Here is a 24,454-nt window from a genome sequence, read left to right as displayed (position 1 = left end):
GCCAAAAGACCCCCGAAATGGTTCGCGTCGGTTCCCACCGCCTGTTGATCGCCGCGCTGGCGGCCTGTGCCATGGCCGGCGGCGGGATCGTCGCCGCGCAGCAGGGTGCGGCGCCGGCGGCCGCGCCGGTATCGGCATCGGGCAGTTTCGAGGTGGGCGGGGTGCGCGTCGACGTCGCCGGCCCGAATGCGGAGGCCGCGCGGCTGGCGGGGTGGAAGCTGGCGGAGCGCCGCGCCTGGACCCAATTGTCGCGCCGGCTGCGTGGCAGCGAGGTCGCGCTGCCCGAGGGCGCCATCGACGGCCTGGTCAGCGGCATCATCATCGAGAACGAACAGATCGGACCCAACCGCTATATCGCGCGGCTGGGCGTCCTGTTCGACCGCAACCGCGCCGCCGCGATCCTGGGTGTCGCGGCACGCTTTGCGCGGTCGGCCCCGCTGGTGCTGATGCCGGTCGAATGGTCGGGCGGCACCGGCACCGTGTTCGAGCGCGAAACCGAATGGACGCGCGCCTGGGCCCGGTTCCGCACGAGCAACAGCGCGATCGACTATGTGCGGCTGACCGGCACGGGCCCCGACCCGTTGCTGTTCGATGCGGGACAGATCGGCCGGCGCGGCCGGGGGTGGTGGCGCACGATCCTGGACCAATATGGCGCGGACGATGTGCTGATCCCGCAGGTCCACCTCTATCGCCAATGGCCCGGCGGGCCGGTGGTCGGCGAGTTCATCGCGGGTTTCGGTCCCGACAACCGCATCCTCACCCGCTTCACGCTGCGCGTCGACAATGCCGATGCGCTGCCCGCGCTGCTCGACGAGGGGGTGCGGCGCATCGATGCGGCCTATCAGGACGCGCTGCGCCGCGGCCGGCTGCGCCCCGACGCGCTGCTCGCGGTGCGGCCGCCATCGCCGGAGGACGAGGTCGATCCCGCCGCGATCGAGGTCGACGACCTGCCGGTGGTGTCGACCGTCACGACCGGCGGCGCGATCATCAACGTTCAGTTCGATTCGCCCAGCGCCGGCGCGGTCACCGGCACCGAATCCGCGCTGGCGGCAGTGCCGGGGGTCCGGTCCGCGTTGACGTCCAGCCTGGCGCTCGGCGGGATTTCGGTGATGCGCGTCACCTATGACGGGTCGATCGCCGCCCTGCGCACGGCGTTGGAAGCGCGCGGCTGGCAGGTGCAGGAAGGGCCGGGGACGCTGCGGATCCGGCGTGGCGCCGCGCCCGCACCCGCCGCACCGGCCGCAGGCGCGGGGGACGCCCCGCAAAACGCGACGAACGAATGAACCAGCTCAACCTGCCGCTCGGCCCCGTGGCTGGCGCGCAAGAGGGCCAGTTCATCGTCAGCGAAGCCAATGCGCGCGCGGTGCACCACATCGAACATTGGGGCGCGTGGCCGGTGGCGGCGGCGCTGCTGACCGGGCCGCGCAAGTCGGGCCGCAGCCTGCTGGGGCGCATCTTTGCCGCGCGATCGGGCGGGCGGGTGATCGACGATGCCGAGCGCCAGGACGAGGAAACGCTGTTCCACGCATGGAACCACGCCCAGGCCGAGCGCCGGCCGCTGCTGATCATCGCCGACGTGCCGCCGCCCGAATGGCCCATCGCGCTGCCCGACCTGCGTTCGCGCATCGCGGCGACCCCGGTCGAGCGGATCGCGCCACCCGATGATGCGTTGATCGTCCAGCTGATCCAGCGCGGGCTGGACGCGCGTGCGCTCTATTCGCGGCCCGACGTCGCGGCGTGGCTCGCCGGGCGCATCGAACGCAGCTATGTCGCCATAGAGCGAGTCGTCGACCTGCTCGAAACCGAGGCGCGCAGTCGTGACCGCCGTCGCCTGTCGGTTCAGCGGGCACGCGAATGGCTCGACGCCGCCGGGCTGCTGATCGACGAACCGACCATGGAGGAAACGGAGAAATTGTGACCGACCGCGCCGCCAAGTCCGCGACCCCGTCGGTGCTGTCGCCGATCGCCGCGCCCGACACGCGTTATTTCAACCGCGAGCTGTCGTGGCTGGCGTTCAACCGCCGCGTGCTGGAGGAGGCGTCCAACCTGGCGCATCCATTGCTCGAACGGCTGCGCTTCCTGTCGATTTCGGCATCCAATCTGGACGAGTTCTTCATGGTCCGTGTCGCGGGCCTGAAGGGCCAGCAGCTGCAGAATGTCGAACAGAAATCGGTCGACGGGCTGACGCCCACCCAGCAGCTCAACGCGATCGTCGAGGATGCCGGCGAGCTGGTCGACGCGCAGCAGGAATTGTGGCGCGACCTGCGCGTCCAGCTGGCGGCGAACGGCATTGCCGTGCTCGACCGCCACGAGATCGACGACGAGACCGCGGTATGGCTGCAAACCCATTTCCGCGAGCAGATCTTTCCGATCCTGACCCCGCAGGCGCTCGATCCGGCGCACCCGTTCCCGTTCATCCCCAACAAGGGGTCGAGCGTGATCTTCGACCTGGTGCGGCGAAGCGACCGTGAGCCGGTGCGCGAGCTGGTGCTGTTGCCGCCGACCATGCCGCGCTTCGTTCGCCTGCCCGGCGCGGCGGCGCGCTATGTCACCGTCGAGACGCTGATCAAGCATTTTTCCAGCCTGCTGTTCCCCGGTTACGACGTCCAGGGCGCGGCGACGTTCCGCGTGCTGCGCGACAGCGACATCGAGGTCGAGGAAGAGGCCGAAGACCTCGTCCTCTATTTCCGCACCGCGATCAAAAGGCGACGGCGCGGGCGCGTCATCCGGCTGGAGATGGAAACCGGGATCAGCGCGGAGCTCGAGGCGATCCTGCTCGAGGAATTGGGCGGGAGCGAGGCGCTGCTGACCGAAACGGGCGGGTTCCTGGGCATCGGAGACCTGAGCATGCTGGTCGACGAGGATCGCCCCGACCTGAAGTTCACGCCGTTCAGCCCGCGCTTTCCCGAGCGCATCCGCGAATATGGCGGCGACTGCTTCGCCGCGATCCGCGCCAAGGACATCATCGTCCACCACCCCTATGAGAGTTTCGACGTCGTCCTGGCGTTCCTGAAACAGGCCGCGAACGACCCCGACGTGGTCGCGATCAAGCAGACGCTGTATCGCGCGGGCAAGCAGTCTGCGGTCATCCAGGCGCTGATCGCCGCCGCCGAGAACGGCAAGTCGGTCACCGCGGTCGTCGAGTTGAAGGCGCGGTTCGACGAGGAGCAGAATCTGTTGTGGGCCGACGCGCTGGAGCGCGCGGGCGTCCAGGTCGTTTATGGCTTCATCGACTGGAAGACGCATGCCAAGGTGTCGATGGTCGTGCGGCGCGAAGAGAATTGCTATCGCACCTACTGTCATTTCGGGACGGGCAATTATCATCCCGTCACCGCGCGCATCTATACCGACCTCAGCTTCTTCACCGCCAATCCGTGCCTGGGGCGCGACGCAGCGCAACTGTTCAACTACATCACCGGCTATGTCGAACCGACGCGGCTGGAGCTGCTGTCGATCTCGCCCGGCGGCCTGCGCCAGCGGCTCGTCGAGCTGATCGACGCCGAAATCGCGCATGCCCGCGCCGGCCGCCCGGCGGAAATCTGGGCCAAGATGAACTCGCTGGTCGATCCCGCGATCATCGAGAAGCTGTACGAGGCAAGCAGCGCGGGGGTGGAGATCGACCTGATCGTGCGGGGCATCTGCTGCCTGCGCCCCGGGGTCGCCGGCCTGTCCGACCATATCCGCGTCAAGTCGGTGGTCGGCCGTTTCCTGGAACACAGCCGCATCTGGTGCTTCGCCGACGGCAAGGCGCTGCCCCACAATGCTGCGCGGGTCTACATTTCGTCCGCCGACTGGATGCAGCGCAATTTCGACCGGCGCGTCGAATATATGCTGCCCATCACGACGCCGACGGTCCACGACCAGGTGCTCGACCAGGTGATGGTCGCCAATCTGATCGACACCGAACAGAGCTGGGTGCTGCACCCGGACGGCGAGTATGAGCGGCTGGAAGCCGGCGCGCGGCCGTTCAACCTGCATCGCTATTTCATGACCAACCCGTCGTTGTCGGGACGCGGCGCGGCGCTGGCGAGCGCCGAATCGATGCCGAAAAAGCTGTCGCTGCGCCGGCGCGGCGGCGCGGGCGCGAGCGAAGCGGCGGAATGACCTCGCTATTGCTCAGCCGCGGTCGCCAGGCGGCGCGGCTCCGGGGTGGGGACCGCGCGAGCGAGCGCGTCGCGATCATCGACATCGGGTCGAACTCGATCCGCCTCGTCGTCTATCAGGGGCCGGCGCGGCTGCCCGCGATTCTCTTCAATGAAAAGGTGATGGCGGGGCTGGGCCGCAGCCTGAATGCCACCGGCGCGATCGATGCGGATGCGCTGGCGGCGGCGGAGGTCGCGCTTGCCCGGTTCGCGTGGGTCGCCCGCGAAATGGAGGTGTCGCGGCTGCGCACCGTCGCCACTGCCGCAGTGCGCGACGCGAGCAACGGCGCCGAACTCATTGCGGCGGCGGCGCGACTGGGGCTGAAGGTCGAATTGCTGTCGGGCGAGGCCGAGGCGATTGGCGCGGGGCTGGGGCTGTTGTCGGCGGTGCCCGACGCCGACGGGATCGTGGGCGACCTGGGCGGCGGCAGTTTGGAATTGGTGCGGGTCCGCGACGGCGAGTTGCACGAACGCGCGTCGTTTCCGCTCGGCGTGCTGCGGGTCAGCGGGATCCGCGCGACGGGCAAGGGCGCGCTCGACCGGCGGGTGCGCGAGCTGATCGGCGAAACCGGCTGGGCGGGCAAGGGCGCGGGCCTTCCGCTCTATCTGGTCGGGGGGTCGTGGCGGGCGCTGGCGCGGCTCGACATGCACCTGACCGGCTATCCGCTGCCCGTGATGCACCAGTATGAGATGCCGCCGGCGACGATCGCGCGGCTGATCCGCACGCTCGGCCATCTGTCCAAGGGCAAGTTGAAGGCGGTGCCCAACCTGTCGGGCGGGCGCATCCCGACGCTGAGCGACGCCGCGTCGCTGCTGGCGAAGCTGATCCGCCACCTCCAGTCGCAGACGACGATCGTCTCAGCCTTCGGGCTGCGCGAGGGGCTGCTTTATGAGCAACTGAGCGGGGTCGAGCGGGCGCAGGACCCGTTGATCGTCGCGGCGCGCGACGAGGGCGCGCGGCTGGGCCGCTTTGCCGAGCATGGCGACCTGCTCGACCAGTGGATTGCGCCGCTGTTTGCCGACGAGGCGCCCGAGCTGGCGCGGCTGCGCCATGCCGCGTGCCTGCTCGCCGATGTCGGCTGGCGCGCCAATCCCGAGTTCCGCGCCGAGCGCGGTGTCGAGATCGCGCTACATGGCAACTGGGTGGCGATCGACGGCTTCGGCCGCGCAATGATCGCGCAGGCGCTGTTCACCTGTCTGGGCGGCGGCATCGCGTCGCCCGATCCGCTGATGCGGCTTGCCGACTATGAATCGCTCGAGCTGGCGTGTCGCTGGGGGCTTGCGATGCGGCTGGGCCAGCGGCTGTCGGGCGGGGTGGCCGGGCCGCTCCAGCGCACGCGGCTGGCGGTGGAGGACAGCCGGCTGCTGCTGCGCACCGAGCCTGCCGACGCGATTCTCTATGGCGAAGCGGTCGAACGCCGCCATCGCGCACTGGCGGCGCTGTGCGGGCTGGAGGCGCGGCTGGGTTGAAGCTCCGGGCGCGGTGGTGCGCGTTCGTTGCGGCCGTCGTTGCGTGTGGATGCCCGATCAAGTTCGGCATGACGGGTTGGGGGGACGCGTAGCCCTTTTCCCGATCTTCACCCCGGCCTCGTGCCGGGGTGGCGGCGAAGATCGTAACGGTGGGGCTAGACGTGCCGTTCCTGCTCACCCGCAGGCGAGGCGGGTCACGACATTCTTTTCGTCGACGTCGATGTTGAGCCGATCCTGACGATAGTCCATCGTCACTGCCATTCCGGGCTGGATCCAGCGCAGCGTGCGCGCACCGCTGCGGTCGCGGGCGTCGAGCCCGAGCGCGGCGGTGGCGGGCCGCCCGATCAGGTCCTGCACCGGCGCCGCGTCGCACTCGCCCGCGTCGGCGACGGGCGGCGGGGGCGCGGTATCGCCGGGGGCGGCGCATCCGGCCATCATCAGGGCAAGCAGCAGGGGCGGCTTCGCGATCATGCCTTTTCCTCCGTTCGCGTCATCTTGAGCTTGCCATTGCGCACCGCGAAGGCGAGCTGACCCTCGACCAGCGCGAGCGCGTCGCGGCCGAACTGCTCGAAGCGCCAGCCCTCCAGGATCGACAGGCCCTGGCGCTGGCCCGCCGCCAGCGCCTCCAGATCGTCGGAGCGGGCGAGCAGCCGCGCGGCGACGTCCAGCTCGCGCGCGCGAATCTTGAGCAGCAGCTTGAGCAGGTCGGCGACCAGCGATCCTTCGCGCCCGAGCGAGGGCTTGCGGTCGTCGCGCGCGGGCAGTTCGTCGGCGCGCATCGGCGTCGCGGCGGCGAGCGCCGCCATCAGCCGCGCGCCGATGTCGTTCGACCCCCAGCTGGCCGACAACCCGCGCACCCGCGTCAGGTCGCTTTGGCTGCGCGGCGGATTGCCCGCCAGGTCGGCGATCGTCTCGTCCTTCACGATGCGGCCGCGCGGCAGGTTCTTGCCCCGCGCTTCGACCTCGCGCCAGCGGGCCAGCGCCTTCAGCCGCCCGAGCACGTCGGGCTTGCGGCTGTTGATGCGGATGCGCTGCCACGCGTCGTCGGGGTCGGTCACGTAATTGGCGGGATCGGCGGTGCGCTCCATCTCCTCGTCCAGCCAGTTGCCGCGCCCGGTCTTGCGCAGCCGTTCGAGCATCTTGGGGAAGATGGCGGACAGATGCGTGACGTCGGCGATCGCATAGTCGATCTGGCGCTTGTCGAGCGGACGTCGGCTCCAGTCGGTGAAGCGCGCGCCCTTGTCGATCGAAACGCCCAGCCAGGCATCGACCAGGTTGGAATAGCCGACCTGCTCGCCTTGCCCCAGCGCCATCGCCGCGATCTGGGTGTCGAACACCGGATGGGGCGTCTTGCCGGTCAGGTTCACGACGATTTCGATGTCCTGGCCGCCGGCGTGAAAGACCTTCAGCACGTCCTCATTGTCGGTCAGCAGCTCGAGCAGCGGGGTCAGATCGATGCCCGGTGCCATCGGGTCGATCGCCGCGGCCTCATTGGCGTCGGCGACCTGGATCAGGCACAGCTCGGGCCAATAGGTGTTTTCGCGCATGAACTCCGTATCGACCGTGATGAAGGGCGATTGGGCAAGCCGGGTGCAGAGATTGGCGAGGGTTGCGCTGTCCTCGATCAGGCCGTGAATATGCATCTTCCTTCCATAGCCATGTCGCGCCGCTTGACAAAGGGTGGCGCGGCGCGGATTCGCGCGGCTCGCATTTTCACCGGCGGCGCGGGGCCGCGCCGCGAAACTAGAGACCGCAACGTCATGCACGCCTATCGCACCCATCACTGCGCCCAGCTGACCGCCGCCCAGGTCGGCGAGACCGTCCGACTGTCGGGCTGGGTCCACCGCAAGCGCGACCATGGCGGCGTGCTGTTCATCGACCTGCGCGATCATTACGGCATTACCCAGATCGTCGCGGACAGCGATTCACCAGCATTGCCTATGCTGGAGTCGGTACGCACGGAGTCGGTCGTCACCATCGACGGCGTGGTCAAAAAGCGGTCGGACGCGACGATCAACGCCAATCTGCCGACCGGCGAGATCGAGGTGTTCGCGCGCGGCGTGACCGTCCAGTCGGCGGCGCAGGAGCTGCCGATGCCGGTGGCGGGCGAGGCGGAATATCCCGAGGATATCCGTTTGCGCTATCGCTATCTCGACCTGCGGCGCGAGAAGGTCCACGCCAACATCATGCTGCGCGCGCAGGTGATCGCTTCGCTGCGCCGGCGGATGATCGACCAGGGCTTTACCGAGTTCCAGACGCCGATCCTGACCGCGTCGTCGCCCGAGGGCGCGCGCGACTATCTGGTCCCCAGCCGCGTCCATCCCGGCAAGTTCTATGCGCTGCCCCAGGCGCCGCAGATGTTCAAGCAGCTGCTGATGGTCGCCGGCTTCGACCGCTATTTCCAGATCGCGCCGTGCTTCCGCGACGAGGATGCGCGCGCCGACCGGTCGCCCGGCGAGTTCTATCAGCTCGATTTCGAAATGAGCTTCGTTACGCAAGACGATGTTTTTGCAGCGATCGAGCCGGTGCTGCACGGCGTGTTCGAGGAATTTGCCGACTGGCAGGGCAAGGGCCGCACCGTGTCGTCGCTGCCGTTCCGCCGCATCCCGTACCGCGAATCGATGCTGAAATATGGCAACGACAAGCCTGACCTGCGCAATCCGATCGAGATCGTCGACGTGACCGATCATTTCCGGGGTTCGGGCTTCGGTATCTTCGCGTCGCTGGTCGACAGCGGCAGCGTGATCCGAGCGATCCCGGCGCCCGGTGCGGGCGCGGGCAGCCGGAAGTTCTTCGACGACATGAACAACTGGGCCAAGTCCGAGGGCTTTTCGGGGCTGGGCTATATTAACATCAAGGGCGGCGAGCCCGGCGGGCCGATCGCCAAGAACCACGGGGCGGACGCGACGGCGAAGCTTGTCGAGGCGCTGGGGCTCGGCCCCGATGACGGCGTGTTCTTCGCCGCCGGCAAGGAGGCACAGGCGGCGAAGCTGGCGGGTCTGGCGCGCACGCGCGTGGCCGAGGAGCTGAAGCTGATCGACGACAGCCGATTCGAATTCTGCTGGATCGTCGACTTCCCGATGTTCGAATATGACGAGGACGCGAAGAAGGTCGATTTCAGCCACAACCCGTTCTCGATGCCGCAGGGTGAGCTGGAGGCGCTGGAGACCAAGGATCCGCTCGAGGTGCTGGCGTATCAGTATGACATCGTCTGCAACGGCGTGGAGCTGTCGTCGGGCGCGATCCGGAACCATCGGCCGGAGATCATGTACAAGGCGTTCGAGATCGCCGGCTATACCCGCGAGGACGTCGACACGAATTTTGCGGGCATGATCAACGCGTTCAAGTTCGGCGCGCCGCCGCACGGCGGGTCCGCGCCGGGCGTCGACCGCATCGTCATGCTGCTGGCGGACGAGCCGAACATCCGCGAAGTCATCACCTTCCCGATGACCCAGAAGGCCGAGGATCTGATGATGGGCGCGCCGGGCCCGGTCAGCGCCAAGCAGCTGCGCGAGCTGAACATCCGGCTGGTGGAAGCGGCGAAGGGGTAAAGGGCGCTCGGACGCTAGTTCGGAGCCACCGCTCGCTCATTCGTCGTGCCGGCCTCGTGCCGGCATCCACGGTGCCGTGCTGAGCGAACGTTGGTGCAATGGGCGCGGTGGACCCCGGCACGAGGCCGGGGTAACGAAGGGCAGGGGCGGGGTCGCGCTCGTCCTGGCCCTCCAAACCTGCCCCGCTCCTCCACATTGTTACCACTCTCGGATCGTCACCCCGGCCTTGTGCCGGGGTCCACCGGGCCGCGCAGTGCCGAAGGTTGTGACATTTCGCCCGTGAACCTCGGCACAAGGCAGGGATGACTAGGACATCGCCAGAGCGCGCGTCACTCCAACGTTATCACGCTCTGATGGCGCGGTGGAGCCCGGCACAGGGACGGGGTGAAGGCTTTGAGAACGGCTGGCAGTCCGCCGCTTGCCCTGACCGGCCATGACGGCCACACTCGCGCCCATGACCATCAAGCTCTCCGACTATGAACGCGGCGCGTCGTTCGCGGGCGACTATTCCGATGCGCTGAAGGATGTGCAGGAACGCCTGGAGCGCATCCAGGTCGCGCATATCTGTCACAAGCGCGCCGCCATCATCGCGATCGAGGGGTGGGATGCGGCGGGCAAGGGCGGGATCATCAAGCGGCTGACGTCGCTGTGGGACCCGCGCTATTTCGAGGTCTATCCGATCGGTGCGCCGACGCCGGAGGAGAAGGGTCGGCATTTCCTCTACCGTTTCTGGACGAAGCTGCCCCAACCGGGCGATATCAACGTGTTCGACCGCACCTGGTACGGCCGCGTGCTGGTCGAGCGGGTCGAGGGTTTCGCGACCAAGGCGGAATGGAAGCGCGGCTATGACGAGATCAACGCGTTCGAGGCGCAGCAGGCCGAAGCCGGCGTGACCCTGGTCAAGCTGTTCATCCACATCACCCAGGAGACACAGGACCGCGAATTTGCCGAGCGGCTGGACGATCCATGGAAGCACTGGAAGACCGGGGCGGAGGATTATCGCAACCGCGCGCGGCGCGCCGACTATCTGGACGCGATGGCCGACATGTTTGCGCGCACCGACACCAAGGTCGCGCCCTGGACGGTGATCGACGGCAATGACCGCAAGGCGGCACGGATCGCGGCGCTGACCGCGATCGCCGATGCGCTGGAAGCAAAGGTTTCGATGACGCCGTCGGCGCTCGACCCCGATTTCGAGGCGATGGCGCGCGCCACGCTCGCCGCGAAGTGACGCGGCGAGCGTGGCCCCGCCATGGTGATGACCCTGGCGGCGGTCGTCTCAGGCGCGCTGATCGCGACCGCGCTCGGCCTGCTCGTCGCGTTGCTGCTGGGCGAGGCGGCCGGCGGCTGACGCAGATCAGGCTGCGGCGCGGAACTCGCCGTCGGGGCCCATCACGTGGAGCACGCCGTCGCTGATCGCGAAAAAGGCGCCGTGGAGCTTGAGCTTGCCCGCCGCCTCGCGCTCGGGAATGAAGGGGAAGGTGCGCAGATTGGCGATCGAGGTGCGCACGGTTTCCAGCTCCATCTCGCGCGCGGCCTCCGGGCTGTCGCCGAACTTGGCGCGCACCCGCGCACGCGCATCGTCGAGCAGGCTGACCCAGTCATGGACGAAGCCGCCCTCGCCCGGGGCGGAATCATGGAACATGCCGGTCAGCGCGGCATGAGCGCCGCCGCACTTGCCATGGCCCATGACGACGATTTCCTCGACCTCCAGCTTGGTCACCGCAAATTCGAGCGCGGCCGAGACGCCGTGATGGCCCGGCGAGGTCTCGAACGGCGGAACCAGATTGGCGACGTTGCGCACGACGAAAATCTCGCCGGGCAGCGTGTCGAAGATCTGCGCGGGCTCGACGCGGCTGTCGGAGCAGGCAATGACCATCAGCTTGGGCGCCTGGCCCTCGGCCAGCGTCTCCCAGCGTTCGCGCTGGCGACGATAATCCGCGGTCCGGAACCGCTGATAGCCATCGAGCAGGTCGGTGAAATCGGTCATGGGTACTCCGTTCGATCGGTCAAATCCGCTCGGTTGAAGTAGCGACCCTGCGGGCATATTGCATCCGCATGAGGCGGGCCAGCAATGATTTGTTACGTGACGCCGCGTCCGCCCGTGCCCGCGATGCGGGCGATGGTTGTGCGCGCCGGAGCGCATCGCTATCTCGCTGGCCATGAACGATCCCAGCCCCGTCCTTCGTCCCGCCACGCCGGCTGTGTCTGAACCGCGCCAGCGCAAGCCCGACTGGATCCGCGTCAAGGCACCGACCTCGACCGGCTTTGCCGAGACGCGCCAGCTGATGCGCCGGCTCAACCTGGCGACGGTGTGTGAGGAGGCGGCGTGCCCCAATATCGGCGAGTGCTGGACCAAGAAGCACGCGACGGTGATGATCCTGGGCGATGTGTGCACGCGCGCCTGCGCCTTCTGCAACGTCAAGACGGGGATGCCGCGCAAGGTCGACCCGCTGGAGCCCGAGCATGTCGCGGTCGCCGCCGCCGAGCTGGGGCTTGAGCATATCGTCATCACCTCGGTCGACCGCGACGATTTGCCGGATGGCGGCGCGAGCCAGTTCGTCAAGGTGATCGAGGCGCTGCGGCGGAACACGCCGCGCACGACGATCGAGATCCTGACCCCCGATTTCCGCAACAAGGCCGAGGCCGCGGTCGAGGCGATCGTGGCGGCGCGGCCCGACGTCTATAACCATAATCTCGAAACGGTGCCGCGGCTTTATCCGACGATCCGCCCGGGCGCGCGCTATTATGCGTCGCTGCGGCTGCTGGAGAGCGTGAAGCGCCACGACCCGTCGATCTTCACCAAGTCGGGCATCATGCTGGGCCTGGGCGAGCAGCGGCTGGAAGTGCATCAGGTGATGGACGACATGCGGTCGGCCGATGTCGATTTCCTGACGATGGGCCAGTATCTCCAGCCGACGCCGCGCCACGCCAAGGTGATGGATTTCGTGACGCCCCAGGCGTTCGATTCCTTTGCTGCGATCGCGCGGGCCAAGGGGTTCCTGCTGGTCGCATCGTCGCCGCTGACGCGGTCGAGCTATCATGCCGGCGACGATTTCGCACGGCTGCGCGCCGCGCGCGAGGCGAAGCTCGCCAGGGCCTGACGCGATGCCGAAGCACAGCGAGACGCGGGTCTTGCCCTACACCCCCGAGCAGATGTTCGACATGGTCGCCGATGTCGGCCGCTATGCCGAGTTCCTGCCCTGGGTCAGCGCGATCCGGGTGCGGTCGAACAACGACACCGAAATGGTCGCTGACATGATCGTCGGTTTCAAGGGATTGCGCGAGACCTTCACGTCGAAGGTCACCAAGTCGCGGCCCGAGCATCTGCATGTCGAATATGTCGACGGGCCGCTCAAATATCTGCGCAACGACTGGCGCTTCCGGCCCGACGGCGCGGGCGGCTGCGCGGTCGATTTCTGCGTCGACTTCGCGTTCAAGAACCGGATGTTCGAAATGCTGGCCGGCCAGGTGTTCGACCGCGCGCTGCGCAAGATGATCGGCGCGTTCGAGGCGCGCGCCGCGACGCTCTATGGCGCGACCGACGGCGGCATCAGCAAGTCGAGCGCACACAGCGCCGCCTGAAGCCGGATTCCGCCGCGACCGTTGTTCTCAAACAGCCGGCTGTCGGCGACCACGTCCTTCGGATCGCCGCCGCGTTCGGCGCGCGCGAAGACGACCGTGCCGACCGGCTTCTTCTCCGTGCCGCCGCCGGGACCCGCGACCCCGGTGATTGCGACCGCGACGTCGGCGCGCGTTGCCTTCAGCGCGCCCTGTGCCATGCTCCATGCGGTTGCGATCGACACCGCGCCGAACGTGTCGAGCACGTCCAGGCTGACCTTGAGCAAATCCATCTTGGCGACGTTGGAATAGGTGACGAAGCCGCCCTCCAGCACGTCGGACGAGCCCGAAATCTCGGTCAGCGCGGCGGCGACCAGGCCACCGGTGCAGCTTTCGGCGAGCGCGATGCGGCGACCGGCGGTGCGGTTCGCCTCGATCACCCGGCGGGCGGCGGCGACCAGTTCGGGCGGCAGCAGCGTGTCGATGGTCATCGCGGCAGCGGACAGATGTTGAGCGCGCGGGTGCGGCTGTTCTGCGCGCGCGCATCGATCTGGGCGAACAGGACGAGCAGCGCGGCGGTGTTGCGCGGCGGCAGCGGCTCGACCAGTGCCAGCGCGCGATCGATGACCGGGCAATCGGCGACATCGACCCGCGCGGCGATCAGCGGCCCGGCGAGCGCGCCGACCATCGGCCGGGCAAATTGCGAATCGAGGAATGCGAGGTTCTCGTCGCCGACCAGCGCGCCGAGCGCGCGGCGCGCCGCCGGCCAGGTGCGCGCGCCCTCATCGGCGTAGCGCGCGGTCAGCCGGCCGGTGCCGGTGCGCAGATAGGCGGAAGCGGGCAGGGCCGACGCGCAGCGATTGCCGACTTCGCGCACCAGATCGGGCAGGACATAGACGAACAGCGCCTCCGCATCGGCAGACGGGATGCAGGGCAGGGACGCCTGGCGCTGGGCGGCGAGCGCGCTCGCGCCGCTCGCTGCGAACAGCGCCGCGGCGGCGAGCCATCGAAGCACGGTCGATCTCATCATGGGTTCACGCCACTTTCTCCGCTGGAAGCCTGATGGTCGCGATCGCCTGCGCCGCGATGCCTTCGCCCCGTCCGGTAAAGCCGAGGCGCTCGGTCGTCGTCGCCTTGATGCTAACCTGCCCGGTGCCAAGCCGCAACAAGCCGGCGATGCGTTCGCGCATCGCGTCGCGATGGGGCCCGATCTTCGGCGCTTCGCAGATCAGGGTCAGGTCGATGAAATCGATGATGCCGCCCTGCGCCGCGACGAGCCCGGCGGCATGGGTCAGGAACTGCGCCGACTCCGCGCCGCGCCATTGCGGGTCGCTGGGGGGGAAGTGCGTGCCGATATCGCCGGCGGCGATTGTGCCGAGCAGCGCATCGGTGATCGCGTGGAGCGCGACATCGGCATCGCTGTGCCCGGCCAGCCCCTTGTGATGCGGGATGCGGACGCCGCCGAGCCACAGCTCCTCGCCCGCCGCAAGGCGATGAACGTCGAAGCCGCTGGCCGAGCGGCTGACCCAGCTGGGGGCGGGCGGGGACGTGGGGTTCATTCGGTCGAAATCCTCGGCAAAGGTGATCTTTTCCAGCTGCGGATCGCCGGCGACCAGCGCGACCCGATGCCCGATCGCGCGGACCATCTGGGCATCGTCGGTCGCCTCGCGGTCGGCGGGCCAGGTCGCGTGGGCGGCGGTGAGCAGGTCGAAGCGGAACGCCTGGGGCGTCTGGACGCGATACAGGCCGTCGCGTGGCACGATGTCGCCGAGCACGCCCGCCTGGCCGCGCGCCAACGTGTCGGCCACGGACAGCACCGGGATCGCACCCGCCGCGTCGTCGAGCGCCGCGACCAGCCGGTCGATCACCTGGGCGCTGAGGAAGGGGCGCGCGGCGTCGTGGACCAGCACGACATCGGCACCGCCCGACGCGGCGATCGCCGCCAGCCCGTTGGCGACCGATTGCCGGCGGTTGGCCCCGCCGAGAACGTGCGGGACATCGCCCAGCGCGTCGGTGAGCAACGCCTGCTGGCCCTCGCCGATGACGCACAGCACCCCTGCGATCGCCGGATGCCCGGCCAGTGCGGCGTGGCTGTACGCGATCATCGGCCGGCCCGCGAGATCGGCGAACTGCTTGGGCAGCGCGCGGCCGGTCCGCGTGCCGGTGCCGGCGGCGACGATGATGGCCTGAACGACGGGGGGGCGACGTTGAATCATCGCGTCGCCCTAGCCATTCGACGCCGCCTTGTCAGTAACCCCGCAAGGCCTTATGGCGCTGCCTGATTTTTAGGCAGATGATGAGCAGACTTTCCCCCATCCGCATCGGACCCGTGACGATCGACGCGCCGGTGATCCTGGCGCCGATGACGGGCGTCACCGACCTGCCGTTCCGCACGCTGGTGCGCCGTTACGGCTCGGGTCTGAACGTCACCGAGATGATCGCCAGCCAGGCGATGATCCGCGAGACGCGCCAGTCGCTGCAGAAGGCGGCGTGGGACCGGGTCGAGGAGCCGATCTCGATGCAGCTCGCGGGCTGCTCCCCGCACGAGATGGCCGAAGCGGCCAAGCTCAACGCCGATCGCGGCGCGGCCATCATCGACATCAACATGGGCTGCCCGGTCAAGAAGATCGTCAACGGCGATGCCGGCTCCGCGCTGATGCGCGACCTGCCGCTCGCCGCATCGCTGATCGAGGCGACGGTGAAGGCAGTCGACGTGCCGGTGACGGTCAAGATGCGGATGGGCTGGGACCATTCGAGCCTGAACGCACCCGAGCTTGCCCGGATCGCGCAGGACCTGGGCGCGCAGATGATCACGGTGCACGGCCGCACGCGCAACCAGATGTACAAGGGGAATGCCGACTGGGCGTTCGTCCGCAAGGTCAAGGATGCGGTGACGCTGCCGGTGATCGTCAATGGCGACATCTGCTCGATCGCGGATGCGGAAGCCGCGCTGGCGCAATCGGGCGCGGATGGGGTGATGATCGGGCGCGGTGCCTATGGCAAGCCGTGGCTGCTCGGCCAGGTGATGGCGTGGTTCGCCGAGGGGCGCGAGGTGCCCGATCCGACGATCGAGGAGCAATATCACCTGATCACCGAGCATTACGACGCGATGCTCAGCCATTATGGCGTCGAAACCGGTGTCAACATGGCGCGCAAGCATATCGGCTGGTACACCCGCGGGCTGCACGGATCGGCGGAGTTCCGCAACCGGGTGAACCAGGAGCCCGACCCCAAGCGCGTGCAGGCGATGCTGGCGGCGTTCTACGCGCCGTGGCGTTCGCGCGCGGCGGCCTGAGGGTCGCGGTGGCATCGGGACCGGCGTGCGTACCGCCGCCGGCACCCACGCTGCCCGGCTTTGCCGAGATTTTCGCCGCGCATCCGGTGGCGACGCTGGTGCTCGATGGCGAAGGCGCGATCGTCCACGCCAACATCGCCGCCGAACACCTGCTCAACCTGTCCGAGCGCGCGATGCGCCGACGGCCGCTAGATGCGGTGATCGTGCCGCCGGCCGGCTATGCCGCGCGGCGGCCGGGGCACGGCTTTGCCACTTTCGATGCCGAGGTCATGCTGGTCCGTGGCGGGCGTTTCCGGGCCGATTTCGCCGAAGCGGTGATCAGCGAGCCGAGCGGCTGGCGCATCGTCACGCTGAATGCCGTCTCGGTCGCGCGGCGTGGCGGGCAGGGGAGCGACCGGCCAGGCGGCACCCGCGCAGCAGTCGGGGCGGCGGCGATGCTGGCGCACGAGATCAAGAATCCATTGTCCGGCATCCGCGGCGCGGCGCAATTGCTGGCATCGGCCGATCCTGCGGCGCCGGGGCTCGACGCCGCGGGACCGGGCATGACGGCCGAGCTGACCGGCCTGATCACCAGCGAGGTTGATCGCATCGCCGCGTTGATCGACCGGATGCAGGATTTTACCGACACCCGGCCACCCAACCTGCAGCGAACCAACATCTATCCGCTGCTGAGCCATGCGCGCCAGGTCGCGATTGCCGGCTTCGCGCGCGACATGCCGATCGAGGAACGGTTCGACCCGTCGTTGCCCGACGTGATGCTGGATCGCGACGCGTTCCTGCAGGTGATGATCAACCTGCTCAAGAACGCTGCCGAGGCGGTCACCATGATTGCCGCGCCGCGCATCACGCTTGCCACCGCCTATCGGCACGGCGTGTCGTTCAGCCTGGCCCCCGGCAAGCCGCGCGTGCCGCTGCCGATCGAGATCATCGTCGCCGACAACGGCCCCGGCGCGCCCGCCGACCTGGCGGACCACCTGTTCGAGCCCTTCGTCTCGGGCAAGCGCGACGGGCGCGGGCTCGGCCTGCCGCTGGTCGAGAAGCTGCTGGGCGACATGGGCGGCATCGTCCAATATGCGCGCGAGGGGGATCCGGAGCACACCGTGTTCCGCGTCCTGCTGCCCCGCGCACCCGAGCCGCGCCCATGACCCGGCAGAGCCATGTGCTGGTGCTGGAGGACGATGCCGCGATCCGCACCGTCGTCGGCCAGGCGATGCGCCGCGCCGGACACCGGGTGACGAGCGCGCAGTCGCTGGCCGAGCTCGACGCGGCGCTGGCGGCGGGGCTGCCCGACGTGCTGATTACCGACGTCGTCCTGCCCGATGGCGACGGGCTGGAACGGGTCGGCGAGCTGAGCGCGCGCGCGCCGTCTTTGCCGGTCATCGTGCTGTCGGCCCAAAACACGCTGTCCACCGCGGTACGCGCGAACGAGGCGGGCGCGTTCGAGTATCTGCCCAAGCCGTTCGACCTCGACGTGCTGACCCGCGTCGTCGCCAGCGCGCTGGCGCGCAGCCGGGGGGATGCGCTCGAGCCGCTGGACGATGCGGACCGCGCGATGCCGCTGATCGGGCGGTCGCCCGCGATGCAGGATGTCTATCGCGTGATCGCGCGCGTGGTTTCCAACGACCTGACGGTATTGATCTCCGGCGAGTCGGGCACGGGCAAGGAGCTGGTCGCGCGCGCGATCCACGACCTTGGCCCGCGCCGCCGCGCGCCCTTCATCGCGATCAACATGGCGGCGATCCCGCGCGACCTGATCGAGGCGGAGCTGTTCGGGCACGAACGCGGCGCGTTCACGGGCGCGCAGGCGCGCGTTGCGGGCAAGTTCGAGCTGGCGGCGGGCGGCACGCTGTTCCTCGACGAGATCGGCGACATGCCGATGGATGCGCAGACCCGGCTGCTGCGCGTCCTGCAGCAGGGCGAGTTCACGACGGTCGGCGGATCGCGCATGATTCGCGCCGATGTGCGCATCGTCGCGGCGACCAACCGCGACCTGGCCGCGCTGGTCCAGCGGGGGCAGTTCCGCGAGGACCTGTTCTACCGGCTCAACGTCATCCCGGTGACCCTGCCCGCGCTGCGCGAGCGGCGTCAGGATATCGCGCTGCTCGCCCGCCATTTCCTTGAGCGCGCAGCCGAGGCCGGGCTACCGCTCAAGCGGCTGGCGGCGGACGCGATCGGGGTGCTGGAGCGCCACGGCTGGCCGGGCAATGTCCGCGAGCTCGAAAACCTGATGCGGCGCAGCGCGGCGCTTGGTCGCGACGAGGTGATCAGCGCGGCTGAACTGCGCGACCTGATCGGCGGCCACATCGCCCCGGCGGAACCTGTGGCGGATGGCGACATGGACGCGGCCGTAATGGCATGGCTCACGCGGCTGCTGGCGGCCGAGCCAGGCGCGCTGGAGGACGGCAGCCTGCACGAACGCCTGATCGCGGCGGTCGAGCGACCGCTGATCGCCGCCATCCTGGCGCGGACGGGCAACAACCAGCTGCGCGCCGCCCGCGTGCTGGGCATCAACCGCAACACGCTGCGCAAGCGCATCGACCTGCTCGAAATCCCCGCCGCGACGCCGGTGCGCCGCGAGGAGCCGTAGCCGCGACGCATGTGCGCAATCTTGTGTTTTCCCGGCAACGGCATTGTTGTATCGATGCCACGTGGCAGGCATGAATGGCGCCTTGAACCGGCAGATCGCGGGCTTGCGCAGCGGCAGCAGTCCGGTGCTCGAACTGCTGGCACTGGCCGCGGGGCTGGGTGTCGGGGTCGGCAGCTATGCGGTGCTGAGCGGCGACATGCAGTCGCAGCGACTGCTCACTCCCCCGCTCATCGCGTTGCTGCTCGTCGCCAATCTCCTGCCCTGGATGGCGCTGCTCGTACTGATCGGCCGGCGCGCGGCCCGGCGCCGTGCGGCCGGGTCGCCGCTGGCGGGCGGGGGGCGGCTCCACGTTCGGCTGGTCGCCATCTTCTCCGTGCTGGCGAGCGTCCCGATGCTGCTCGTCACCGTCTTTGCCTCGCTGCTTTTCCAATATGGCGTCGAATTCTGGTATTCGGACAAGGCGCGCGGGATGATCGAGAACGCCGCGACGCTGGCGCGCGAATCCTATGAGGAGATGACGCGCTACGTCGATTCGGAGAATGTCGCGCTCGCCAACGACGTGTCGCGGATGCTGACCGAGTTTTCGTGGGACTTCGACAACCCCAATTTCGTGGTCAATTATGCGCAGGGCGTGTTCCAGCACAGCCTGGCCGAATCGGTCGTCTTCAAGGTGACCGACAGCGGCGAAATCCTGACCTATGCGCTCGTCGACCCGTATGAGACGGGCGTCGTCAACGGTATCCGCATCCAGGACATCCGCGCGATCCAGGCGGGCCGGCCAAGCATCGTCACGGTGAACGGCGAGCGGGTCCAGTCGATCGCGCCGGTGCCCAAGACCGATTATTTCGTCGCGTCGGGCCGCGTCGTCGGCGCGCGCGAGTTGATGCAGCGCCGCCAGCGTGCCGAAGCGGTCGCGGCGGATTACCGGGCGCTGCGTGAGCGGTCGCGGCTGTTGCAATTGCGCTTCAACGCGGCGCTGCTCGGTATTTCGCTGCTGATCGTCGGGCTGGCGGTGTTCGTCGCCCTGAAGGTGGCGGACCGGCTGGTGCGCCCGGTCGGCGCGCTGGTCGACGCGGCGCAGCGCGTTGCCGGCGGCGAGCTGACCGCACGGGTCGCCGAACCCGACAGCCGCGACGAGATCGGAACATTGGCGCAGGCGTTCAACCAGATGACGTCACGGCTGGAGCAGCAGACGGGCGACCTGGTGGCGGCCAACGCGCAGCTCGAAAGCCGCCGTGCGCTGATTGAGGCGGTGATGTCGGGCGTCACCGCGGGCATCGTGTCGATCGACGACGTACGCGCGGTGCGACTCGTCAACGCGTCCGCGATGCAGCTGCTGAAGGCGAGCGAGGGCGCGACGGTCGGTCGTCCGCTCGCGGAAGTGGCACCCGAGCTCGACGCGCTGATCGACGACGGCGCGCGCGAGGCGATCGTCCAGCTCGTCGCCGGCGGCGAGGCGAAGACGCTGGCGGTGAAGGTGACGCGCGACGAGGGCGGGCACATCCTGACCTTTGACGACATCACCCAGCAGCTGCTCGACCAGCGCCGGGCCGCCTGGTCCGACGTCGCACGCCGCATCGCGCACGAGATCAAGAACCCGCTGACCCCGATCCAGCTGGCCGCCGAGCGGCTGCAGCGGCGCTATGGCAAGCAGATCGACGCGGATGACAGCGTCTTCGCCCGGTTGACCGACACGATCGTCCGCCAGGTCGGCGACCTGCGACGCATGGTCGACGAGTTTTCGTCCTTCGCGCGGATGCCCAAGCCCGTGTTCCGCGAGGAGCCGCTGGCCGACATCGCGCGCCAGTCGGTGTTCCTGCACGAGGTCGCGCATCCCGAAATCGCGTTCCGGCTCGACGATCGGCTGCACGGCGCGCCACTGGTCTGCGACCGCCGCCAGATCGGCCAGGCGGTGACCAACATCGTCAAGAACGCGATCGAGGCAATCGCGGCGCGCAGCGGCGAGGACTTGCCGCAGGGCGAGGTCCAGGTAACGGTCGCGGCCGGCGCCACGGCGGGCGAGGTCGTGCTGACCATCGCCGACAACGGCGTCGGGCTGCCGGTCGACCGCAACCGCATCGTCGAACCCTATATGACGACGCGCAGCCGCGGCACGGGGCTGGGCCTCGCCATCGTCAAGAAGATCGTCGAGGAGCATTTCGGCCGCATCGAGTTCGCCGATCGCGCCGGCGGCGGGACCTGCGTCACGCTGACCTTCGATTCGGGCCTGCTCCAGAATCTGGCGGGGAACGCCGACGAAACGCTCGCCGACGCCGCCGAACCCGCATTGCCCACGCCGATCAAACGCCAAGGATGAATGAATGAAGCTGGATATTCTGGTCGTCGATGACGAGCGCGACATCCGCGAGCTGGTGGCGGGGGTGCTGGAGGACGAGGGGTACGAGACCCGCGACGCCGCCGATTCCGACGCGGCGCTGGAGGCGGTGGCGGCGCGCCGGCCCTCGCTCGTCCTGCTCGACGTCTGGCTTCAGGGGTCGCGGCTCGACGGGCTGGAGCTGCTAGAAGAGATCAAGCGGCGCGATCCGTCGATCCCGGTGCTGGTGATTTCGGGCCACGGCAATCTGGACACTGCGGTCGCGGCGATCCGGCGCGGCGCGGTGGATTTCATCGAGAAGCCGTTCGAGGCCGAACGCCTGTTGTTCCTGGTCCAGCGCGCGACCGAAACCGAGCGGCTGCGGCGCGAGGTCGCGTCGCTGCGCGCATCGGCGGGCCGCGAGGACGACCTGACCGGCAATTCGTCCGCGATCAGTTCGGTGCGCGCGACGCTGAAGCGCGTGGCATCGACGGGCAGCCGGGTGCTGATCACCGGGGGGGCGGGCGTGGGCAAGGAAGTGGCGGCGCGGCTGCTGCACGGCTGGAGCCCGCGCGCCAATGCGCCCTTCGTCATCGTCAGCGCCGCGCGAATGACGCCCGAGCGCGTCGAGGAGGAGCTCTTCGGGGTCGAGGAAGCAGGCGACCTGGTCCGCCCCGGCCTGTTCGAACAGGCGCATGGCGGCACGCTGTTCCTGGACGAGATCGCCGACATGCCGGTGACGACACAGGCGCGCATCCTGCGCGCGCTGACCGACCAGAGCTTTACCCGCGTCGGCGGCCAGCGGATGGTCAAGGTCGACGTTCGCGTCGTTTCGGCCACCGCGCGCGACCTGATGGTCGAGATTGCCGAGGGGCGCTTCCGCGAGGACCTGTATTACCGGCTGAACGTCGTGCCCGTGGCGATCCCGCCGCTGGCCGAACGTCGCGAGGACATTCCGCCGCTGGTCGAGCATTTCGTCGCGCATTACGCCGCCGAGCGCCGGGTGACGACGCCGGAGATCGCCGCCGACGCGATGGTCGCGCTGCAATCCTATGAATGGCCGGGCAATGTCCGCCAGCTGCGCAACGTCGTCGAGCGGACCATCATCCTGGCCCCCGGCAACCGCATCCAGCGCATCGACATCGACCTGTTGCCGCCCGAAGTGCTGGGCGCGCCGGGGGGCAATGGCGGGATCGGGGGCAGCGCGATCATGGGCGCGCCGTTGCGCGAGGCGCGCGAATCGTTCGAGCGCGAATATCTGCGCGTCCAGATCCGGCGGTTTTCGGGCAATATCTCGCGCACCGCAACGTTCATCGGCATGGAGCGTTCGGCGCTGCACCGGAAACTCAAGCTGCTCGGCATCACTGAAGTTCGCGGCGACGAGTGACTCCGGTGGACGATTTGCTTGCCGGTACCTAGATTGACGCCGGGCGCATCGCCATGTCGCGCGCGTCGCGTCGACAGATCGGTGTAACCGCGGCGTTCGCCGCCAAGAATAAGGGCAAACCATGGCCGACAAGCAAAGCTCACTTCAGGACCTTTTCCTCAACGCCCTGCGTCGCAGCAAGACCCCGGTGACCATGTTCCTGGTCAAGGGCGTGAAGCTGCAGGGCATCGTCACCTGGTTCGACAATTTCTCCGTTCTGCTGCGCCGCGACGGCCAGTCGCAGCTGGTCTACAAACACGCAATCTCGACGATCATGCCGTCGCAGCCGGTCGACCTGACCGCCGTGATCGAGGGCGTGGGCGAGCATGGCGGATCGAAGAACCCGCTGCTGCAGGAAATCTTCCTGAGCGCGGTGCGCCGCCAGCAGGAGAATGTCACCATGTTCCTGGTCAACGGCGTGATGCTGCAGGGCCAGATCGCGGCGTTCGACCTGTTCTGCATGCTGCTCCAGCGCGATGGCATGTCGCAGCTGGTCTACAAGCACGCCGTGTCGACGATCCAGCCCGCGACGCCGCTCAATCTGGCGGACGAACAAGCCGCGATGGACGGCGATTGAGCAACGGCTTCGATCGCGACGCGCAGGAGTTCGCGCGCGGCGCACGCACCGTCGTCGTCCTGCCCGACCAGGGCGGGTCGGCGCGCGACAGCGATGCGCGACTGGAGGAGACTGCGGGACTGGCCGAGGCGATCGGGGTCGAGGTGGTGGCGCGCATCGCCTATCGCATCCGCGCGGCGCGCCCCGCGACGCTGCTCGGGTCCGGCCAGGTCGAGATGCTGGCCGAGGAGGTGCGCGACCGCGAGCTGGAGCTGGCGGTGTTCGACGCGGCGCTGACGCCGGTGCAGCAGCGCAACCTGGAAACCGCGCTCAAGTGCAAGGTGATCGACCGCACCGGCCTGATCCTGGAGATTTTCGGCGAGCGTGCGCGCACCGCCGAGGGTCGGTTGCAGGTCGAACTCGCGCACCTCGATTATCAGGCCGGGCGGCTGGTGCGCAGCTGGACCCACCTGGAGCGCCAGCGCGGCGGCGTCGGCTTTCTGGGCGGTCCGGGCGAAACCCAGATCGAGGCCGACCGTCGGATGATCCGCGATCGCATGACCAAGCTTCGCCGCGAGCTCGAGCAGGTGAGCCGCACCCGCACGCTCCACCGCGACCGGCGCCAGCGCGCGCCATGGCCCGTCATCGCGCTGGTCGGCTATACCAATGCGGGCAAGTCGACGCTGTTCAACCGGCTGACCGGGGCGGACGTGATGGCTGAAAATCTTCTGTTCGCGACACTCGATCCGACGCTGCGCCAGATCGCGCTGCCCGGTATCGACAAGGCGATCCTGTCGGACACGGTCGGGTTCGTGTCCGACCTGCCGACGCAGCTGGTCGCCGCGTTCAAGGCGACGCTGGAGGAAGTGGTGTCGGCCGATCTGCTGGTCCATGTCCGCGACATCGCGCACCCCGACAGCCTGGCGCAGCGCGATGATGTCGAGGGCGTACTGAAGGATCTGGGCGTCGCCGACACGACCCCGCGGATCGAGGCGTGGAACAAGACCGACCTGCTCGACGCTGACGATGCCGCCGAAGTGCTGGGCGAGGCGGCGCGGCGTGAGGATGTCGTGGCGGTGTCGGCGCTGACCGGCGACGGGGTGGAGGCCCTGACCGCGCGGGTCGCCGAGCTGCTGACCGCCAGCCACCGCCGCTATCGCATCACGCTCGACATGGGCGACGGCGCGGGCGCGGCATGGCTGCACCAGCATGGCGAGGTGCTGACGCACTGGACCGAGGACGAGCAGGCGCAGTTCGAGGTGCGAATGGCGCCGCGCGAATATGAGCGGTTTTTGCGGCGGTAGGGGGCTTGGCTGCTTCCGGATCTTGAATGATACTCAATCGCTCATCCTGAGAGGCTGACCGGGAATAGACATCCTGCAAAATCCAGCCCATTTCTTCCCGTCGCCCCTGCCTTGAGCCGGGGCCCCGCTGTCTGATCCGGCCCGAGAAGAAGCGGGACCCCGGCTCAAGGCCGGAGTGACGAGAAAAATGCGATCCGTTCCTCGATCAAATGCACATTCCGAGTCAGACTCTGAGTAGCTGCTTCGAC

Annotated in this window: 21 protein-coding genes; 15 read left to right on the top strand and 6 right to left on the bottom strand. The window is 68.5% G+C overall.

Translation table 11 applies throughout. From position 1 onward, the window contains the following. Nucleotides 1–17: 17 nt before the first annotated feature. The 4 genes from GO308_RS07175 to GO308_RS07160 are packed head-to-tail and all read left to right on the top strand — an operon-like array spanning nt 18 to nt 5,612. Complete coding sequence (locus GO308_RS07175) at nt 18–1,283, top strand: heavy-metal-associated domain-containing protein (RefSeq protein WP_240884848.1); 1,266 nt, start codon at nt 18–20, stop codon at nt 1,281–1,283. Further along, the gene (locus GO308_RS07170; RefSeq protein WP_066479858.1) at nt 1,280–1,918 is read left to right on the top strand and encodes a DnaA/Hda family protein; all 639 of its coding nucleotides are present in this window, start codon (nt 1,280–1,282) and stop codon (nt 1,916–1,918) included. The genes GO308_RS07175 and GO308_RS07170 overlap by 4 nt, the downstream gene beginning before the upstream one ends. Before the next feature lie 32 nt (nt 1,919–1,950). Further along, the gene (locus tag GO308_RS07165) at nt 1,951–4,104 is read left to right on the top strand and encodes an RNA degradosome polyphosphate kinase (RefSeq protein ID WP_066480200.1); all 2,154 of its coding nucleotides are present in this window, start codon (nt 1,951–1,953) and stop codon (nt 4,102–4,104) included. Beyond that, nucleotides 4,101–5,612 carry a Ppx/GppA family phosphatase gene (locus GO308_RS07160; RefSeq protein WP_066479857.1) on the top strand — a complete coding sequence of 504 codons (1,512 nt, stop codon included), beginning with the start codon at nt 4,101–4,103 and terminating at the stop codon, nt 5,610–5,612. Before GO308_RS07165 ends, GO308_RS07160 begins: the two co-directional genes overlap by 4 nt. Nucleotides 5,613–5,786: 174 nt before the next feature. Here the strand turns inward: GO308_RS07160 and GO308_RS07155 are convergent, their stop codons facing one another. Then, complete coding sequence (locus GO308_RS07155; RefSeq protein ID WP_240884847.1) at nt 5,787–6,083, bottom strand: I78 family peptidase inhibitor; 297 nt, start codon at nt 6,081–6,083, stop codon at nt 5,787–5,789. After that, entirely contained in the window at nt 6,080–7,255 is a 1,176-nt protein-coding gene (rnd, locus tag GO308_RS07150) for a ribonuclease D (protein ID WP_066479855.1), read from the bottom strand. The genes GO308_RS07155 and rnd overlap by 4 nt, the downstream gene beginning before the upstream one ends. A 117-nt stretch (nt 7,256–7,372) precedes the next feature. On the opposite strand from rnd, the gene aspS reads away from it, so the two are divergent. Both aspS and GO308_RS07140 read left to right on the top strand, forming a co-directional pair. After that, entirely contained in the window at nt 7,373–9,163 is a 1,791-nt protein-coding gene (aspS, locus tag GO308_RS07145) for an aspartate--tRNA ligase (protein WP_240885212.1), read from the top strand. A 454-nt stretch (nt 9,164–9,617) separates the two neighbouring features. Next, complete coding sequence (locus GO308_RS07140) at nt 9,618–10,394, top strand: polyphosphate kinase (protein ID WP_066546317.1); 777 nt, start codon at nt 9,618–9,620, stop codon at nt 10,392–10,394. A 126-nt stretch (nt 10,395–10,520) separates the two neighbouring features. On the opposite strand, the gene GO308_RS07135 is transcribed toward GO308_RS07140, so the two are convergent. Further along, the gene (locus GO308_RS07135) at nt 10,521–11,153 is read right to left on the bottom strand and encodes a carbonic anhydrase (RefSeq protein ID WP_066479851.1); all 633 of its coding nucleotides are present in this window, start codon (nt 11,151–11,153) and stop codon (nt 10,521–10,523) included. A gap of 172 nt (nt 11,154–11,325) precedes the next feature. Between GO308_RS07135 and lipA the strand changes: the two genes are divergently transcribed. Further along, nucleotides 11,326–12,267 (top strand): lipoyl synthase, encoded by a 942-nt coding sequence (lipA, locus tag GO308_RS07130; protein ID WP_240884845.1) that lies wholly within the window; start codon nt 11,326–11,328, stop codon nt 12,265–12,267. A gap of 4 nt (nt 12,268–12,271) precedes the next feature. Then, the gene (locus GO308_RS07125; protein ID WP_066479843.1) at nt 12,272–12,748 is read left to right on the top strand and encodes a type II toxin-antitoxin system RatA family toxin; all 477 of its coding nucleotides are present in this window, start codon (nt 12,272–12,274) and stop codon (nt 12,746–12,748) included. On the opposite strand, the gene GO308_RS07120 is transcribed toward GO308_RS07125, so the two are convergent. The 3 genes from GO308_RS07120 to GO308_RS07110 are packed head-to-tail and all read right to left on the bottom strand — an operon-like array spanning nt 12,694 to nt 14,940. Then, the gene (locus tag GO308_RS07120; RefSeq protein WP_066546320.1) at nt 12,694–13,215 is read right to left on the bottom strand and encodes a CinA family protein; all 522 of its coding nucleotides are present in this window, start codon (nt 13,213–13,215) and stop codon (nt 12,694–12,696) included. The two genes, GO308_RS07125 and GO308_RS07120, sit on opposite strands and share 55 nt — an antisense overlap. Then, entirely contained in the window at nt 13,212–13,754 is a 543-nt protein-coding gene (locus tag GO308_RS07115) for a hypothetical protein (protein ID WP_066479837.1), read from the bottom strand. The genes GO308_RS07120 and GO308_RS07115 overlap by 4 nt, the downstream gene beginning before the upstream one ends. Nucleotides 13,755–13,758: 4 nt before the next feature. Further along, entirely contained in the window at nt 13,759–14,940 is a 1,182-nt protein-coding gene (locus GO308_RS07110; RefSeq protein ID WP_240884843.1) for a bifunctional 2-C-methyl-D-erythritol 4-phosphate cytidylyltransferase/2-C-methyl-D-erythritol 2,4-cyclodiphosphate synthase, read from the bottom strand. Nucleotides 14,941–15,020: 80 nt separating this feature from the next. Between GO308_RS07110 and dusB the strand changes: the two genes are divergently transcribed. The 7 genes from dusB to hflX all read left to right on the top strand — a co-directional run bounded on the left by dusB (nt 15,021) and on the right by hflX (nt 24,206). Continuing rightward, nucleotides 15,021–16,019: a tRNA dihydrouridine synthase DusB gene (dusB, locus tag GO308_RS07105; protein ID WP_066480194.1), complete on the top strand. Its 999-nt coding sequence runs from the start codon at nt 15,021–15,023 to the stop codon at nt 16,017–16,019. 50 nt (nt 16,020–16,069) lie between these two features. Beyond that, nucleotides 16,070–17,164, top strand: coding sequence for an ATP-binding protein (locus tag GO308_RS07100; RefSeq protein ID WP_231729690.1), 1,095 nt, complete (start codon nt 16,070–16,072; stop codon nt 17,162–17,164). Further along, the gene (gene ntrC, locus GO308_RS07095; RefSeq protein WP_240884841.1) at nt 17,161–18,606 is read left to right on the top strand and encodes a nitrogen regulation protein NR(I); all 1,446 of its coding nucleotides are present in this window, start codon (nt 17,161–17,163) and stop codon (nt 18,604–18,606) included. Before GO308_RS07100 ends, ntrC begins: the two co-directional genes overlap by 4 nt. Before the next feature lie 82 nt (nt 18,607–18,688). Beyond that, complete coding sequence (locus GO308_RS07090) at nt 18,689–20,923, top strand: ATP-binding protein (protein WP_240884839.1); 2,235 nt, start codon at nt 18,689–18,691, stop codon at nt 20,921–20,923. A gap of 4 nt (nt 20,924–20,927) precedes the next feature. Next, nucleotides 20,928–22,307 (top strand): sigma-54 dependent transcriptional regulator, encoded by a 1,380-nt coding sequence (locus GO308_RS07085; RefSeq protein WP_066479817.1) that lies wholly within the window; start codon nt 20,928–20,930, stop codon nt 22,305–22,307. Nucleotides 22,308–22,428: 121 nt separating this feature from the next. Further along, a complete protein-coding gene (gene hfq, locus GO308_RS07080) occupies nt 22,429–22,923 on the top strand; it encodes an RNA chaperone Hfq (RefSeq protein WP_066545926.1) in 495 nt (164 codons plus the stop codon). Beyond that, entirely contained in the window at nt 22,920–24,206 is a 1,287-nt protein-coding gene (gene hflX / locus GO308_RS07075) for a GTPase HflX (protein ID WP_240884837.1), read from the top strand. The genes hfq and hflX overlap by 4 nt, the downstream gene beginning before the upstream one ends. The last annotated feature ends 248 nt before the right edge of the window (nt 24,207–24,454 follow it).

The sequence above is a fragment of the Sphingomonas sp. SFZ2018-12 genome, assembly GCF_022496715.1.
GTDB lineage: Bacteria > Pseudomonadota > Alphaproteobacteria > Sphingomonadales > Sphingomonadaceae > Sphingomonas.
Note: the sequence above shows the minus strand (reverse complement) of the source record. Positions and strands in the feature narration are given on the sequence as shown.